The organism is Citrobacter sedlakii NBRC 105722, assembly GCF_000759835.1.
Lineage (GTDB): Bacteria > Pseudomonadota > Gammaproteobacteria > Enterobacterales > Enterobacteriaceae > Citrobacter_A > Citrobacter_A sedlakii.
In genome coordinates this window covers 12,060-26,300 of the sequence record NZ_BBNB01000021.1, presented here as the reverse complement: position 1 = coordinate 26,300, position 14,241 = coordinate 12,060, and the positions used below count along the sequence as shown (strand labels likewise).

The following is a 14,241-nucleotide window of genomic DNA, read 5'->3' as shown; positions in this document are numbered from 1 at the left end:
TGAAGGCGGCCGTCATACTCCGTTCTTCAAAGGCTACCGTCCGCAGTTCTACTTCCGTACAACTGACGTGACTGGCACCATCGAACTGCCGGAAGGCGTAGAGATGGTAATGCCGGGCGACAACATCAAAATGGTTGTTACCCTGATCCACCCGATCGCGATGGACGACGGTCTGCGTTTCGCAATCCGTGAAGGCGGCCGTACTGTAGGTGCGGGCGTGGTTGCTAAAGTTCTGGGCTAATTATTCATTAATTAGTATTGAACTGAAAAGGGCGCTTCGGCGCCCTTTTTGCTGCCTGCTACGCAGCTGTCACAAATCTTCGCAAATTTGTCTTTCCTTCCGCCGCGTAAGCAGAGTTGTGCTATTGTAATCATAACTATTCTCATTTACACTTTGCGCAGAAATTGAACGGGAGCGATCATGTACGTTTGTTTGTGTAATGGTGTAAGTGATAAGAAAATTCGTCAGGCTGTACGTCAGTTTCATCCTCAATCGTTCCAACAGTTACGTAAGTTTATTCCTGTCGGAAATCAATGCGGTAAATGTATACGAGCGGCACGTGAAGTCATGCAGGACGAATTGACGCAAATGCCAGAGTTTAAAGAAATCGCCTGAGTCACACTCTTTTTTTTGACATCCCTGTAGCCCCATCTACGCTCAAGAGAGTGGAAGCGGAGGGACTATAAAATGAAAGGTGATGTTAAAATCATAAATTATCTCAATAAACTATTGGGAAATGAGCTTGTCGCGATTAACCAGTATTTTCTTCATGCTCGTATGTTCAAAAACTGGGGACTCACTCGCCTTAATGATGTCGAGTACCATGAATCCATAGATGAGATGAAACACGCCGATAAATACATCGAGCGTATTTTGTTTCTCGAAGGGATCCCAAACCTGCAGGATCTTGGCAAGCTGGGTATCGGTGAAGACGTCGAAGAGATGTTACAATCCGATCTTCGGCTCGAGCTTGAAGGGGCAAAAGACCTGCGTGAAGCCATCGCCTATGCCGATACCATACATGATTACGTCAGCCGGGACATGATGATCGAGATCCTGGCGGATGAAGAAGGGCATATTGACTGGCTGGAAACCGAGCTGGATCTCATCGCTAAGCTGGGTATCCAGAATTACCTGCAATCGCAGATTCAGGTCACAAGCTAATACCCCCAGTCATCAATTGATGACATCCAGTGATGAAACCCGCCGCCGCCAGAAATGGCCCAAAAGGCAGCGGGTTTTTTAACGCTCGCTTTCCGCGAATGAGCGTCTCTGCTGCAACGCACAGGCTGGCAAGCAGCGATGCGCAAAGCACCAACAGCGGTAACGATGGCCATCCATGCCACGCGCCCAACGCGGCAAGAAACTTCACATCACCATAACCCAGCCCCTCTTGTCCGCGAATAAACCGATAAGTCCAGTACAAACCAGCAAATCCCATATAGCCTGCGACGGCGCCCCATAGCGCATCGGCGAGCCGTGCCGGAAAGAAGCATTGATGAAAAACCAACCCGATCCACAACAGAGGGCAGGTGACGCGGTCTGGCAGCAAACCGGTGCGTAAGTCATAAAGCGCCAGGTACAGGGTCGATGAAACATAGCAAAGCAGAAAGGGCAGGGCGGTTATCATTGGGCAATCTCCCAGCTAAAAAGCGTCACTGTAATGAAGGACTGCCGGAGAACAAGCGGCATTATCAGGATATGCGCGCGGATTTCCGCCGTCATTGTCAGCCGAGTTTGCATTGCAACACAACGCTGAAGGCCGCTCGCATTCAGGGGAAAATGTTTAATATCTACGCGATGCTTGCGTCAGGCTGAGATTTGCGTATAATGCGCGGGCTTGTCTTAATCGACGGCAGGTTCGATTTGAACCTCGGGTAACCGATTTGGTTATCTCACAATGCTCCCAATCGGGGAGCTACGTAAGAACGGTTACACTCTCCCATCAATCGTAATGGGTCTGAGGAGTAATCATTTTCGTTTATAAAATAATTGGAGCTCTGGTCTCATGCAGAACCAAAGAATCCGTATCCGCCTGAAAGCGTTTGATCATCGTCTGATCGATCAATCAACCGCGGAAATCGTCGAGACTGCTAAGCGCACTGGTGCGCAAGTCCGTGGTCCGATCCCGCTGCCGACCCGCAAAGAGCGCTTCACCGTTCTGATCTCCCCGCACGTTAACAAAGACGCGCGTGACCAGTACGAAATCCGCACTCACAAGCGTCTGGTTGACATCGTTGAGCCAACCGAGAAAACCGTTGATGCTCTGATGCGTCTGGATCTGGCTGCCGGTGTAGACGTGCAGATCAGCCTGGGTTAATCAGGTCATCGAGCGATTGAGAGGTTGAAACAATGATTGGTTTAGTCGGTAAAAAAGTGGGCATGACTCGCATCTTCACTGAAGATGGCGTTTCAATCCCAGTAACCGTAATCGAAGTTGAAGCAAACCGTGTTACTCAGGTTAAAGACCTGGCTAACGATGGCTACCGCGCAATCCAGGTTACCACCGGTGCTAAAAAAGCTAACCGTGTAACCAAGCCGGAAGCGGGTCATTTTGCTAAAGCTGGCGTAGAAGCTGGCCGTGGTCTGTGGGAATTCCGTCTGGCTGAAGGCGAAGAGTTCACCGTAGGTCAGAGCATTAGCGTTGAGCTGTTTGCTGAAGTTAAAAAAGTTGACGTAACTGGCACCTCTAAAGGTAAAGGTTTCGCAGGTACCGTTAAGCGCTGGAACTTCCGTACCCAGGACGCGACTCACGGTAACTCCTTGTCTCACCGCGTTCCGGGTTCTATCGGTCAGAACCAGACTCCGGGCAAAGTGTTCAAAGGCAAGAAAATGGCAGGTCAGCTGGGTAACGAACGTGTCACTGTTCAGAGCCTGGACGTAGTACGTGTTGACGCTGAGCGCAACCTGCTGCTGGTTAAAGGTGCGGTCCCGGGTGCAACCGGCTGCGACCTGATCGTTAAACCAGCTGTGAAGGCGTAAGGGGATAGCAATGGAATTAGTATTGAAAGACGCGCAGAGCGCGCTGACTGTTTCCGAAACTACCTTCGGTCGTGATTTCAACGAAGCGCTGGTTCACCAGGTTGTTGTTGCTTATGCAGCTGGTGCTCGTCAGGGTACTCGTGCTCAGAAGACTCGTGCTGAAGTAACTGGTTCCGGTAAAAAACCGTGGCGCCAGAAAGGTACCGGCCGTGCGCGTTCAGGTTCTATCAAGAGCCCGATCTGGCGTTCTGGTGGCGTGACCTTCGCTGCGCGTCCGCAGGACCACAGTCAAAAAGTTAACAAGAAGATGTACCGCGGCGCGCTGAAAAGCATTCTGTCCGAACTGGTACGTCAGGATCGTCTGATCGTTGTCGAGAAGTTCTCTGTTGAAGCGCCTAAAACTAAGCTGCTGGCACAGAAACTGAAAGACATGGCTCTGGAAGATGTGCTGATCATCACCGGTGAGCTGGACGAAAACCTGTTCCTGGCCGCACGTAACCTGCACAAGGTTGACGTACGCGATGCGACGGGTATCGACCCGGTTAGCCTGATCGCCTTCGACAAAGTCGTAATGACTGCTGATGCTGTTAAGCAAGTTGAGGAGATGCTGGCATGATTCGTGAAGAACGTCTGCTGAAGGTGCTGCGCGCACCGCACGTTTCTGAAAAAGCGTCTACTGCGATGGAAAAAACTAACACCATCGTTCTCAAAGTTGCTAAAGACGCGACCAAAGCAGAAATCAAAGCTGCTGTGCAGAAACTGTTTGAAGTCGAAGTCGAAGTCGTTAACACCCTGGTCGTTAAAGGGAAAGTTAAACGTCACGGACAGCGTATCGGTCGTCGTAGCGACTGGAAAAAAGCTTACGTCACCCTGAAAGAAGGCCAGAACCTGGACTTCGTTGGCGGCGCTGAGTAAGTCGGAGGAGTAATACAATGGCAGTTGTTAAATGTAAACCGACATCTCCGGGTCGTCGCCACGTAGTTAAAGTGGTTAACCCTGAGCTGCACAAGGGCAAACCTTTTGCTCCGTTGCTGGAAAAAAACAGCAAATCCGGTGGTCGTAACAACAATGGCCGTATCACCACTCGTCACATCGGTGGTGGCCACAAGCAGGCTTATCGTATTGTTGACTTCAAACGCAACAAAGACGGTATCCCGGCAGTTGTTGAGCGTCTTGAGTACGATCCGAACCGTTCCGCGAACATCGCGCTGGTTCTGTACAAAGATGGCGAACGCCGTTACATCCTGGCCCCTAAAGGCCTGAAAGCTGGCGACCAGATCCAATCTGGCGTTGATGCTGCAATCAAACCAGGCAACACCCTGCCGATGCGCAATATCCCGGTTGGTTCTACCGTTCATAACGTAGAAATGAAACCAGGTAAAGGCGGTCAGCTGGCACGTTCCGCAGGGACTTACGTTCAGATCGTTGCGCGCGATGGTGCTTATGTCACCCTGCGTCTGCGTTCTGGTGAAATGCGTAAAGTCGAAGCAGACTGCCGTGCAACTCTGGGCGAAGTTGGCAATGCTGAGCATATGCTGCGCGTTCTGGGTAAAGCAGGTGCTGCACGTTGGCGTGGTGTTCGTCCGACCGTTCGCGGTACCGCGATGAACCCAGTAGACCACCCACATGGTGGTGGTGAAGGTCGTAACTTTGGTAAGCACCCGGTAACCCCGTGGGGCGTTCAGACCAAAGGTAAGAAGACCCGCAGCAACAAGCGTACTGATAAATTCATCGTACGTCGCCGTAGCAAATAATTTTAGAGGATAAGCCATGCCACGTTCTCTCAAGAAAGGTCCTTTTATTGACCTGCACTTGCTGAAGAAGGTAGAGAAAGCGGTGGAAAGCGGAGACAAGAAGCCCCTGCGCACTTGGTCCCGTCGTTCAACGATCTTTCCTAACATGATCGGTTTGACCATCGCTGTCCATAATGGTCGTCAGCACGTTCCGGTATTTGTAACCGATGAAATGGTCGGTCACAAACTGGGTGAATTCGCACCGACTCGTACTTATCGCGGCCACGCTGCTGATAAAAAAGCGAAGAAGAAATAAGGTAGGAGGAAGAGATGGAAACTATCGCTAAACATCGCCATGCTCGTTCTTCTGCTCAGAAGGTCCGCCTTGTTGCTGACCTGATTCGCGGTAAGAAAGTGTCGCAGGCTCTGGATATTCTGACCTACACCAACAAGAAAGCGGCTGTATTGGTCAAGAAGGTTCTGGAATCTGCCATTGCTAACGCTGAACACAACGATGGCGCTGACATTGACGATCTGAAAGTTACGAAAATTTTCGTAGACGAAGGCCCGAGCATGAAGCGCATTATGCCGCGTGCAAAAGGTCGTGCAGATCGCATCCTGAAGCGCACCAGCCACATCACTGTGGTTGTGTCCGATCGCTGAGACTCTGGAGACTAGCAATGGGTCAGAAAGTACATCCTAATGGTATTCGCCTGGGTATTGTAAAACCATGGAACTCTACCTGGTTTGCGAACACCAAAGAATTCGCTGACAACCTGGACAGCGATTTTAAAGTACGTCAGTACCTGACGAAGGAACTGGCTAAAGCGTCCGTATCTCGTATCGTTATCGAGCGTCCGGCTAAGAGCATCCGTGTGACTATTCACACTGCTCGCCCGGGTATCGTTATCGGTAAGAAAGGCGAAGACGTAGAAAAACTGCGTAAGGTCGTAGCGGATATCGCTGGCGTTCCTGCACAGATCAATATCGCCGAAGTTCGTAAACCTGAACTGGACGCAAAACTGGTTGCTGACAGCATCACTTCTCAGCTGGAACGCCGTGTTATGTTCCGCCGTGCGATGAAGCGTGCTGTACAGAACGCAATGCGTCTGGGCGCTAAAGGTATCAAAGTTGAAGTTAGCGGCCGTCTGGGCGGCGCGGAAATCGCACGTACCGAATGGTACCGTGAAGGTCGCGTACCGCTGCACACTCTGCGTGCTGACATCGACTACAACACCTCTGAAGCGCACACCACTTACGGTGTAATCGGCGTTAAGGTATGGATCTTCAAAGGCGAGATCCTGGGTGGTATGGCTGCTGTTGAACAACCGGAAAAACCGGCTGCGCAACCTAAAAAGCAGCAGCGTAAAGGCCGTAAATAAGGAGCGTCGCTGATGTTACAACCAAAGCGTACAAAATTCCGTAAGATGCACAAAGGCCGTAACCGCGGTCTGGCTGCAGGCGCGGATGTTAGCTTCGGCAGCTTCGGTCTGAAAGCTGTTGGCCGTGGTCGTCTGACTGCCCGTCAGATCGAAGCAGCACGTCGTGCTATGACCCGTGCAGTTAAGCGTCAAGGTAAGATCTGGATCCGTGTATTCCCGGACAAACCGATCACTGAAAAGCCGCTGGCAGTGCGTATGGGTAAAGGTAAAGGTAACGTGGAGTATTGGGTTGCCTTGATTCAGCCGGGTAAAGTCCTGTATGAAATGGACGGCGTACCGGAAGAGCTGGCCCGTGAAGCATTCAAGCTGGCAGCAGCGAAACTGCCGATTAAAACCACCTTTGTAACTAAGACGGTGATGTAATGAAAGCAAAAGAGCTGCGTGAGAAGAGCGTTGAAGAGCTGAACACCGAGCTGCTGAACCTGCTGCGTGAGCAGTTCAACCTGCGTATGCAGGCTGCAAGTGGCCAGCTGCAACAGTCTCACCTGTTGAAGCAAGTGCGTCGCGATGTCGCACGCGTTAAGACTTTACTGACTGAGAAGGCGGGTGCGTAATGACCGATAAAATCCGTACTCTGCAAGGTCGCGTTGTTAGCGACAAAATGGAGAAATCCATTGTTGTTGCTATCGAACGTTTTGTGAAACACCCGATCTACGGTAAATTCATCAAGCGTACGACCAAACTGCACGTACATGACGAGAACAACGAATGCGGTATCGGCGACAAGGTTGAAATCCGTGAATGCCGTCCGCTGTCCAAGACTAAGTCCTGGACGCTGGTTCGCGTTGTAGAGAAAGCGGTTCTGTAATACAGTACGCATTCTCAACGAATAAACGGCTCAGCGATGGGCCGTTTATTTTTTCTACCCATATCGTTTGAGCGGTGTTATAATGCCGCGCCCCCGATATGGGGCTTTTTTAACGACCTGATTTCGGGTCTCAGTAGTAGTTGACATTAGCGGAGCACTAAAATGATCCAAGAACAGACTATGCTGAACGTCGCCGACAACTCCGGTGCACGTCGCGTAATGTGTATCAAGGTTCTGGGTGGCTCGCACCGTCGCTACGCAGGCGTAGGCGACATCATCAAGATCACCATCAAAGAAGCAATTCCGCGTGGTAAGGTCAAAAAAGGTGATGTGCTGAAGGCGGTAGTGGTGCGCACCAAGAAGGGTGTTCGTCGCCCGGACGGTTCTGTCATTCGCTTCGATGGTAATGCATGCGTTATTCTGAACAATAACAGCGAGCAGCCTATCGGTACGCGTATTTTTGGGCCGGTAACTCGTGAGCTTCGTACCGAGAAGTTCATGAAAATTATCTCTCTGGCACCAGAAGTACTCTAAGGAGCGAATCATGGCAGCGAAAATCCGTCGTGATGACGAAGTTATCGTGTTAACCGGTAAAGATAAAGGTAAGCGCGGTAAAGTTAAGAATGTCCTGTCTTCCGGCAAGGTCATTGTTGAAGGTATCAACCTGGTTAAGAAACACCAGAAGCCGGTTCCGGCTCTGAACCAACCAGGCGGCATCGTTGAAAAAGAAGCTGCTATTCAGGTTTCTAACGTTGCAATCTTCAATGCGGCAACCGGCAAGGCTGACCGTGTAGGCTTTAGATTCGAAGACGGTAAAAAAGTCCGTTTCTTCAAGTCTAATAGCGAAACTATCAAGTAATTTGGAGTAGTACGATGGCGAAACTGCATGATTACTACAAAGACGAAGTAGTTAAAAAACTCATGACTGAGTTTAACTACAATTCTGTCATGCAAGTCCCTCGGGTCGAGAAGATCACCCTGAACATGGGTGTTGGTGAAGCGATCGCTGACAAGAAACTGCTGGATAACGCAGCAGCTGACCTGACAGCAATCTCCGGTCAAAAACCGCTGATCACCAAAGCACGCAAATCTGTTGCAGGCTTCAAAATCCGTCAGGGCTATCCGATCGGCTGTAAAGTAACTCTGCGTGGCGAACGCATGTGGGAGTTCTTTGAGCGCCTGATCACTATTGCTGTACCGCGTATCCGTGACTTCCGTGGCTTGTCCGCTAAGTCTTTCGATGGTCGTGGTAACTACAGCATGGGTGTCCGTGAGCAGATCATCTTCCCAGAAATCGACTACGATAAAGTCGACCGCGTTCGTGGTTTGGATATTACCATTACCACTACTGCGAAATCTGACGAAGAAGGCCGTGCTCTGCTGGCTGCCTTTGACTTCCCGTTCCGCAAGTAAGGTAGGGTTACTGAATGGCTAAGCAATCAATGAAAGCACGCGAAGTAAAACGCGTAGCTTTAGCTGATAAATACTTCGCGAAACGCGCTGAACTGAAAGCGATCATCTCTGATGTGAACGCTTCCGACGAAGATCGTTGGAACGCTGTTCTTAAGCTGCAGACTCTGCCGCGTGATTCCAGCCCGTCTCGTCAGCGTAACCGCTGCCGTCAAACAGGTCGTCCACATGGCTATGTGGGCAAGTTCGGGTTGAGCCGTATCAAGCTACGTGAAGCCGCAATGCGCGGTGAAGTACCAGGCTTGAAAAAGGCTAGCTGGTAATTGTCACCAATTGAATCACGGGAGTAAAGACAGATGAGCATGCAAGATCCGATCGCGGATATGCTGACCCGTATCCGTAACGGTCAGGCCGCGAACAAAGCTGCGGTCACCATGCCTTCCTCCAAGCTGAAAGTGGCAATCGCCAACGTGCTGAAGGAAGAAGGTTTTATCGAAGATTTTAAAGTTGAAGGCGACACCAAGCCGGAACTGGAACTGACTCTTAAGTATTTCCAGGGTAAAGCTGTTGTAGAAAGCATTCAGCGTGTCAGCCGCCCAGGTCTGCGCATCTACAAACGTAAAGATGAGCTGCCGAAAGTTATGGCGGGTCTGGGTATCGCGGTTGTTTCTACCTCTAAAGGTGTTATGACTGATCGTGCAGCGCGCCAGGCTGGTCTTGGTGGCGAAATTATCTGCTACGTAGCCTAATCGGAGGAAAAAATGTCTCGTGTTGCTAAAGCACCGGTCGTTGTTCCTGCCGGCGTTGATGTAAAAATCAACGGTCAGGTTATTACGATCAAAGGTAAAAACGGCGAGCTGACTCGTACTCTCAACGATGCTGTTGAAGTTAAACATGCAGATAATGCACTGACCTTCGGTCCGCGTGATGGTTACGTAGACGGTTGGGCTCAGGCTGGTACCGCGCGTGCCCTGCTGAACTCAATGGTTATCGGTGTTACCGAAGGCTTCACTAAGAAGCTGCAGCTGGTTGGTGTAGGTTATCGTGCAGCGGTTAAAGGGAATGTAGTAAACCTGTCCTTAGGTTTCTCTCACCCTGTTGACCATCAGCTGCCGGCTGGGATTACTGCAGAGTGCCCGACTCAAACTGAAATCGTGCTGAAAGGCGCTGATAAGCAGGTGATCGGCCAGGTTGCAGCAGATCTGCGCGCCTACCGTCGTCCTGAGCCTTATAAAGGCAAGGGTGTTCGTTACGCCGACGAAGTCGTGCGTACCAAAGAGGCTAAGAAGAAGTAAGGTAACACTATGGATAAGAAATCTGCTCGTATCCGTCGTGCGACCCGCGCACGCCGCAAGCTCCAGGAGCTGGGCGCAACTCGCCTGGTGGTACATCGTACCCCGCGTCACATTTACGCACAGGTAATTGCACCGAACGGTTCTGAAGTTCTGGTAGCTGCTTCTACTGTAGAAAAAGCTATCGCTGAACAACTGAAGTACACCGGTAACAAAGACGCGGCTGCAGCTGTGGGTAAAGCTGTCGCTGAACGCGCTCTGGAAAAAGGCATCAAAGATGTGTCCTTTGACCGTTCCGGGTTCCAATATCATGGTCGTGTCCAGGCACTGGCAGATGCTGCCCGTGAAGCTGGCCTTCAGTTCTAAGGTAGAGGTGTAAGATGGCTCACATCGAAAAACAAGCTGGCGAACTGCAGGAAAAGCTGATCGCGGTAAACCGCGTATCTAAAACCGTTAAAGGTGGTCGTATTTTCTCCTTCACAGCTCTGACTGTAGTTGGCGATGGTAACGGTCGCGTTGGTTTTGGTTACGGTAAAGCGCGTGAAGTTCCAGCAGCGATCCAGAAAGCGATGGAAAAAGCCCGTCGCAATATGATTAACGTCGCGCTGAACAACGGCACCCTGCAACACCCGGTTAAAGGTGTTCACACGGGTTCTCGTGTATTCATGCAGCCAGCTTCCGAAGGTACCGGTATCATCGCCGGTGGTGCAATGCGCGCCGTTCTGGAAGTTGCTGGGGTTCATAACGTTCTGGCTAAAGCATACGGTTCCACCAACCCGATCAACGTGGTTCGTGCAACTATTGATGGCCTGGAAAATATGAATTCTCCAGAAATGGTCGCTGCCAAGCGTGGTAAATCCGTTGAAGAAATTCTGGGGAAATAAACCATGGCAAAGACTATTAAAATTACTCAAACCCGCAGTGCAATCGGTCGTCTGCCGAAACACAAGGCAACGCTGCTTGGCCTGGGTCTGCGTCGTATTGGTCACACCGTAGAACGTGAGGATACTCCTGCCGTTCGTGGTATGGTCAACGCGGTTTCCTTCATGGTTAAAGTTGAGGAGTAAGAGATGCGTTTAAATACTCTGTCTCCGGCCGAAGGCTCCAAAAAGGCGGGTAAACGCCTGGGTCGTGGTATCGGTTCTGGCCTCGGTAAAACCGGTGGTCGTGGTCACAAAGGTCAGAAGTCTCGTTCTGGCGGTGGCGTACGTCGCGGTTTCGAGGGTGGTCAGATGCCTCTGTACCGTCGTCTGCCGAAATTCGGCTTCACTTCTCGTAAAGCAGCGATTACAGCCGAAGTTCGTCTGTCTGACCTGGCGAAAGTAGAAGGCGGCGTTGTAGACCTGAACGCGCTGAAAGCGGCTAACATTATCGGTATCCAGATCGAGTTCGCGAAAGTGATCATGTCTGGTGAAGTCACTACTCCGGTAACTGTTCGTGGCCTGCGTGTTACTAAAGGCGCTCGTGCTGCTATCGAAGCTGCTGGCGGTAAAATCGAGGAATAAGTAGCAGATGGCTAAACAACCGGGATTAGATTTTCAAAGTGCCAAAGGTGGCTTAGGCGAGCTGAAACGCAGACTGCTGTTTGTTATCGGTGCGCTGATTGTGTTCCGTATTGGCTCTTTTATTCCGATCCCTGGTATTGATGCCGCTGTACTTGCCAAACTGCTTGAGCAACAGCGAGGCACCATCATTGAGATGTTCAACATGTTCTCTGGTGGTGCTCTCAGCCGTGCTTCTATCTTTGCCTTGGGTATTATGCCGTACATTTCGGCATCGATTATTATCCAGCTGCTGACGGTGGTTCATCCAACGTTGGCGGAAATTAAGAAAGAAGGGGAGTCTGGTCGTCGTAAGATCAGCCAGTACACCCGTTACGGTACTCTGGTGCTGGCAATATTCCAGTCGATCGGTATTGCTACCGGTCTGCCGAATATGCCTGGTATGCAAGGCCTGGTGATGAACCCGGGCTTTGCATTCTATTTCACCGCTGTTGTAAGTCTGGTCACGGGAACCATGTTCCTGATGTGGTTGGGCGAACAGATTACTGAACGAGGTATCGGTAACGGTATCTCAATCATTATCTTCGCCGGTATTGTCGCGGGTCTCCCGCCAGCCATCGCCCATACTATCGAGCAAGCGCGTCAAGGCGACCTGCACTTCCTCGTGTTGCTGTTGGTTGCAGTATTAGTATTTGCAGTGACGTTCTTTGTTGTATTTGTTGAGCGTGGTCAACGCCGCATTGTGGTAAACTACGCGAAACGTCAGCAAGGTCGTCGTGTCTATGCTGCACAGAGCACACATTTACCGCTGAAAGTGAATATGGCGGGGGTTATCCCGGCTATCTTCGCTTCCAGTATTATTCTGTTCCCGGCAACCATCGCGTCATGGTTCGGGGGCGGTACTGGTTGGAACTGGCTGACAACAATTTCGCTGTATTTGCAGCCTGGGCAACCGCTTTATGTGTTACTCTATGCGTCTGCAATCATCTTCTTCTGTTTCTTCTACACGGCGTTGGTCTTCAACCCGCGTGAAACAGCAGATAACCTGAAGAAGTCCGGTGCATTTGTACCAGGAATTCGTCCGGGAGAGCAAACGGCGAAGTATATCGATAAAGTAATGACCCGCCTGACTCTGGTCGGTGCGCTTTATATTACCTTTATCTGCCTGATCCCGGAGTTCATGCGTGATGCAATGAAAGTACCGTTCTACTTCGGTGGGACCTCACTGCTTATCGTTGTTGTCGTGATTATGGACTTTATGGCTCAAGTGCAAACTCTGATGATGTCCAGTCAGTATGAGTCTGCATTGAAGAAGGCGAACCTGAAAGGCTACGGCCGTTAATTGGTCGCCCGAGAAGTTACGGAGAGTAAAAATGAAAGTTCGTGCTTCCGTCAAGAAATTATGCCGTAACTGCAAAATCGTTAAGCGTGATGGTGTCATCCGTGTGATTTGCAGTGCCGAGCCGAAGCATAAACAGCGCCAAGGCTGATTTATTCGCATATTTTTCTTGCAAAGTTGGGTTGAGCTGGCTAGATTAGCCAGCCAATCTTTTGTATGTCTGTACGTTTCCATTTGAGTATCCTGAAAACGGGCTTTTCAGCATGGTGCGTACATATTAAATAGTAGGAGTGCATAGTGGCCCGTATAGCAGGCATTAACATTCCTGATCAGAAACATGCTGTGATCGCATTAACGTCGATCTACGGCATCGGTAAGACCCGTTCTAAAGCCATCCTGGCTGCAGCGGGTATCGCTGAAAATGTTAAGATCAGTGAGCTGTCTGAAGGACAAATCGACACGCTGCGTGACGAAGTTGCCAAATTTGTCGTTGAAGGTGATCTGCGCCGTGAAATCAGCATGAGCATCAAGCGCCTGATGGATCTTGGTTGCTATCGCGGTTTGCGTCATCGTCGTGGTCTCCCGGTTCGCGGTCAGCGTACCAAGACCAACGCACGTACCCGTAAGGGTCCGCGCAAACCGATCAAGAAATAATCGGGGTGATTGAATAATGGCAAAGGCACCAATTCGTGCACGTAAACGTGTAAGAAAACAAGTCTCTGACGGCGTGGCTCATATCCATGCTTCTTTCAACAACACCATCGTGACTATTACCGATCGTCAGGGTAACGCGCTGGGTTGGGCAACAGCCGGTGGTTCCGGTTTCCGTGGTTCTCGCAAATCCACTCCGTTCGCAGCTCAGGTTGCAGCAGAGCGTTGCGCTGACGCCGTTAAAGAATACGGCATCAAGAATCTGGAAGTTATGGTTAAAGGTCCGGGTCCAGGCCGCGAATCTACTATTCGTGCTCTGAACGCCGCTGGTTTCCGCATCACTAATATTACTGATGTGACTCCGATCCCTCATAACGGTTGTCGTCCGCCGAAAAAACGTCGCGTATAACGCTTCGTTTTCCAGGTTTGTTGGAGAAAGAAAATGGCAAGATATTTGGGTCCTAAGCTCAAGCTGAGCCGTCGTGAGGGCACCGACTTATTCCTTAAGTCCGGCGTTCGCGCGATCGATACCAAGTGTAAAATTGAACAAGCTCCTGGCCAGCACGGTGCGCGTAAACCGCGTCTGTCTGACTATGGTGTGCAGTTGCGTGAAAAGCAAAAAGTTCGCCGTATCTACGGTGTGCTGGAGCGTCAGTTCCGTAACTACTACAAAGAAGCAGCACGTCTGAAAGGCAACACCGGTGAAAACCTGTTGGCTCTGCTGGAAGGTCGTCTGGACAACGTTGTATACCGTATGGGCTTCGGCGCCACTCGTGCAGAAGCACGTCAGCTGGTTAGCCATAAAGCTGTTATGGTAAACGGTCGTGTTGTTAACATCGCTTCTTATCAGGTTAGTCCGAATGACGTTGTTAGCATTCGTGAGAAAGCGAAGAAGCAGTCTCGCGTGAAAGCCGCTCTGGAGCTGGCTGAGCAGCGTGAAAAGCCAACCTGGCTGGAAGTTGATGCTGGCAAGATGGAAGGTACGTACAAGCGTAAGCCTGAGCGTTCTGATCTGTCTGCGGACATTAACGAACACCTGATCGTCGAGCTTTACTCCAAGTAAAGCTTAGTACCAAAGAGA

30 protein-coding genes are annotated in these 14,241 nt (G+C 50.6%); 29 read left to right on the top strand and 1 reads right to left on the bottom strand.

From position 1 onward, the window contains the following. The 3 genes from CSE01S_RS21760 to bfr form a co-directional block, all read left to right on the top strand. The coding region (locus CSE01S_RS21760) for an EF-Tu C-terminal domain-related protein (RefSeq protein ID WP_000341402.1) at positions 1 to 241 on the top strand (241 nt) is incomplete at its 5' end. 180 nt (positions 242 to 421) lie between these two features. Next, a complete protein-coding gene (gene bfd, locus CSE01S_RS21755) occupies positions 422 to 616 on the top strand; it encodes a bacterioferritin-associated ferredoxin (protein WP_042293128.1) in 195 nt (64 codons plus the stop codon). Positions 617 to 688: 72 nt separating this feature from the next. Continuing rightward, entirely contained in the window at positions 689 to 1,165 is a 477-nt protein-coding gene (gene bfr / locus CSE01S_RS21750) for a bacterioferritin (RefSeq protein WP_042293126.1), read from the top strand. On the opposite strand, the gene CSE01S_RS21745 is transcribed toward bfr, so the two are convergent. Then, positions 1,155 to 1,631: a prepilin peptidase gene (locus tag CSE01S_RS21745; RefSeq protein ID WP_042293123.1), complete on the bottom strand. Its 477-nt coding sequence runs from the start codon at positions 1,629 to 1,631 to the stop codon at positions 1,155 to 1,157. The genes bfr and CSE01S_RS21745 overlap by 11 nt on opposite strands. A gap of 378 nt (positions 1,632 to 2,009) precedes the next feature. Between CSE01S_RS21745 and rpsJ the strand changes: the two genes are divergently transcribed. The 26 genes from rpsJ to rpsD all read left to right on the top strand — a co-directional run bounded on the left by rpsJ (position 2,010) and on the right by rpsD (position 14,223). After that, the gene (gene rpsJ / locus CSE01S_RS21740) at positions 2,010 to 2,321 is read left to right on the top strand and encodes a 30S ribosomal protein S10 (protein WP_001181005.1); all 312 of its coding nucleotides are present in this window, start codon (positions 2,010 to 2,012) and stop codon (positions 2,319 to 2,321) included. Between the two features lie 32 nt (positions 2,322 to 2,353). Beyond that, the gene (gene rplC, locus CSE01S_RS21735) at positions 2,354 to 2,983 is read left to right on the top strand and encodes a 50S ribosomal protein L3 (protein ID WP_042293120.1); all 630 of its coding nucleotides are present in this window, start codon (positions 2,354 to 2,356) and stop codon (positions 2,981 to 2,983) included. Positions 2,984 to 2,993: 10 nt separating this feature from the next. After that, complete coding sequence (rplD, locus tag CSE01S_RS21730) at positions 2,994 to 3,599, top strand: 50S ribosomal protein L4 (protein WP_000424395.1); 606 nt, start codon at positions 2,994 to 2,996, stop codon at positions 3,597 to 3,599. After that, a complete protein-coding gene (gene rplW, locus CSE01S_RS21725) occupies positions 3,596 to 3,898 on the top strand; it encodes a 50S ribosomal protein L23 (RefSeq protein ID WP_000617546.1) in 303 nt (100 codons plus the stop codon). Before rplD ends, rplW begins: the two co-directional genes overlap by 4 nt. Before the next feature lie 17 nt (positions 3,899 to 3,915). Next, complete coding sequence (gene rplB, locus CSE01S_RS21720; protein ID WP_000301864.1) at positions 3,916 to 4,737, top strand: 50S ribosomal protein L2; 822 nt, start codon at positions 3,916 to 3,918, stop codon at positions 4,735 to 4,737. A 16-nt stretch (positions 4,738 to 4,753) separates the two neighbouring features. Beyond that, a complete protein-coding gene (gene rpsS / locus CSE01S_RS21715) occupies positions 4,754 to 5,032 on the top strand; it encodes a 30S ribosomal protein S19 (RefSeq protein ID WP_001138117.1) in 279 nt (92 codons plus the stop codon). A gap of 14 nt (positions 5,033 to 5,046) precedes the next feature. After that, a complete protein-coding gene (rplV, locus tag CSE01S_RS21710; protein ID WP_000447529.1) occupies positions 5,047 to 5,379 on the top strand; it encodes a 50S ribosomal protein L22 in 333 nt (110 codons plus the stop codon). A gap of 17 nt (positions 5,380 to 5,396) precedes the next feature. Further along, complete coding sequence (gene rpsC, locus CSE01S_RS22960) at positions 5,397 to 6,098, top strand: 30S ribosomal protein S3 (protein WP_000529945.1); 702 nt, start codon at positions 5,397 to 5,399, stop codon at positions 6,096 to 6,098. Between the two features lie 12 nt (positions 6,099 to 6,110). Next, positions 6,111 to 6,521: a 50S ribosomal protein L16 gene (rplP, locus tag CSE01S_RS22955; protein ID WP_000941208.1), complete on the top strand. Its 411-nt coding sequence runs from the start codon at positions 6,111 to 6,113 to the stop codon at positions 6,519 to 6,521. Next, complete coding sequence (gene rpmC, locus CSE01S_RS21695) at positions 6,521 to 6,712, top strand: 50S ribosomal protein L29 (RefSeq protein ID WP_000644742.1); 192 nt, start codon at positions 6,521 to 6,523, stop codon at positions 6,710 to 6,712. The genes rplP and rpmC overlap by 1 nt, the downstream gene beginning before the upstream one ends. Beyond that, positions 6,712 to 6,966, top strand: a complete 255-nt coding sequence (gene rpsQ / locus CSE01S_RS21690; RefSeq protein WP_002438707.1) for a 30S ribosomal protein S17 — start codon at positions 6,712 to 6,714, stop codon at positions 6,964 to 6,966. The genes rpmC and rpsQ overlap by 1 nt, the downstream gene beginning before the upstream one ends. Positions 6,967 to 7,128: 162 nt before the next feature. Then, positions 7,129 to 7,500: a 50S ribosomal protein L14 gene (gene rplN / locus CSE01S_RS21685; protein ID WP_002919748.1), complete on the top strand. Its 372-nt coding sequence runs from the start codon at positions 7,129 to 7,131 to the stop codon at positions 7,498 to 7,500. A 10-nt stretch (positions 7,501 to 7,510) separates the two neighbouring features. Beyond that, positions 7,511 to 7,825 (top strand): 50S ribosomal protein L24, encoded by a 315-nt coding sequence (gene rplX, locus CSE01S_RS21680; protein WP_000729185.1) that lies wholly within the window; start codon positions 7,511 to 7,513, stop codon positions 7,823 to 7,825. Positions 7,826 to 7,839: 14 nt separating this feature from the next. After that, on the top strand, positions 7,840 to 8,379 hold the full coding sequence (gene rplE, locus CSE01S_RS21675) for a 50S ribosomal protein L5 (RefSeq protein ID WP_001096202.1): 540 nt from the start codon (positions 7,840 to 7,842) through the stop codon (positions 8,377 to 8,379). 14 nt (positions 8,380 to 8,393) lie between these two features. After that, positions 8,394 to 8,699, top strand: a complete 306-nt coding sequence (gene rpsN / locus CSE01S_RS22950) for a 30S ribosomal protein S14 (RefSeq protein WP_012135425.1) — start codon at positions 8,394 to 8,396, stop codon at positions 8,697 to 8,699. Between the two features lie 33 nt (positions 8,700 to 8,732). Then, complete coding sequence (gene rpsH, locus CSE01S_RS22945) at positions 8,733 to 9,125, top strand: 30S ribosomal protein S8 (RefSeq protein WP_000062611.1); 393 nt, start codon at positions 8,733 to 8,735, stop codon at positions 9,123 to 9,125. 12 nt (positions 9,126 to 9,137) lie between these two features. Next, a complete protein-coding gene (rplF, locus tag CSE01S_RS22940) occupies positions 9,138 to 9,671 on the top strand; it encodes a 50S ribosomal protein L6 (protein ID WP_012135817.1) in 534 nt (177 codons plus the stop codon). Between the two features lie 9 nt (positions 9,672 to 9,680). Then, positions 9,681 to 10,034 (top strand): 50S ribosomal protein L18, encoded by a 354-nt coding sequence (rplR, locus tag CSE01S_RS22935; RefSeq protein ID WP_000358960.1) that lies wholly within the window; start codon positions 9,681 to 9,683, stop codon positions 10,032 to 10,034. Positions 10,035 to 10,048: 14 nt separating this feature from the next. Beyond that, a complete protein-coding gene (gene rpsE, locus CSE01S_RS21650) occupies positions 10,049 to 10,552 on the top strand; it encodes a 30S ribosomal protein S5 (protein WP_000940121.1) in 504 nt (167 codons plus the stop codon). 3 nt (positions 10,553 to 10,555) lie between these two features. Continuing rightward, positions 10,556 to 10,735: a 50S ribosomal protein L30 gene (rpmD, locus tag CSE01S_RS22930; protein ID WP_001140434.1), complete on the top strand. Its 180-nt coding sequence runs from the start codon at positions 10,556 to 10,558 to the stop codon at positions 10,733 to 10,735. Positions 10,736 to 10,738: 3 nt separating this feature from the next. After that, entirely contained in the window at positions 10,739 to 11,173 is a 435-nt protein-coding gene (gene rplO, locus CSE01S_RS21640) for a 50S ribosomal protein L15 (RefSeq protein ID WP_042293104.1), read from the top strand. A gap of 7 nt (positions 11,174 to 11,180) precedes the next feature. Beyond that, complete coding sequence (gene secY, locus CSE01S_RS21635) at positions 11,181 to 12,512, top strand: preprotein translocase subunit SecY (RefSeq protein WP_001118864.1); 1,332 nt, start codon at positions 11,181 to 11,183, stop codon at positions 12,510 to 12,512. 31 nt (positions 12,513 to 12,543) lie between these two features. Continuing rightward, positions 12,544 to 12,660, top strand: a complete 117-nt coding sequence (rpmJ, locus tag CSE01S_RS21630) for a 50S ribosomal protein L36 (protein WP_000868187.1) — start codon at positions 12,544 to 12,546, stop codon at positions 12,658 to 12,660. 146 nt (positions 12,661 to 12,806) lie between these two features. Further along, positions 12,807 to 13,163 (top strand): 30S ribosomal protein S13, encoded by a 357-nt coding sequence (gene rpsM, locus CSE01S_RS21625; RefSeq protein WP_012908431.1) that lies wholly within the window; start codon positions 12,807 to 12,809, stop codon positions 13,161 to 13,163. 16 nt (positions 13,164 to 13,179) lie between these two features. Continuing rightward, positions 13,180 to 13,569 (top strand): 30S ribosomal protein S11, encoded by a 390-nt coding sequence (gene rpsK, locus CSE01S_RS21620; RefSeq protein WP_001029684.1) that lies wholly within the window; start codon positions 13,180 to 13,182, stop codon positions 13,567 to 13,569. Positions 13,570 to 13,602: 33 nt separating this feature from the next. After that, positions 13,603 to 14,223 carry a 30S ribosomal protein S4 gene (gene rpsD / locus CSE01S_RS21615; RefSeq protein ID WP_012908432.1) on the top strand — a complete coding sequence of 207 codons (621 nt, stop codon included), beginning with the start codon at positions 13,603 to 13,605 and terminating at the stop codon, positions 14,221 to 14,223. The last annotated feature ends 18 nt before the right edge of the window (positions 14,224 to 14,241 follow it).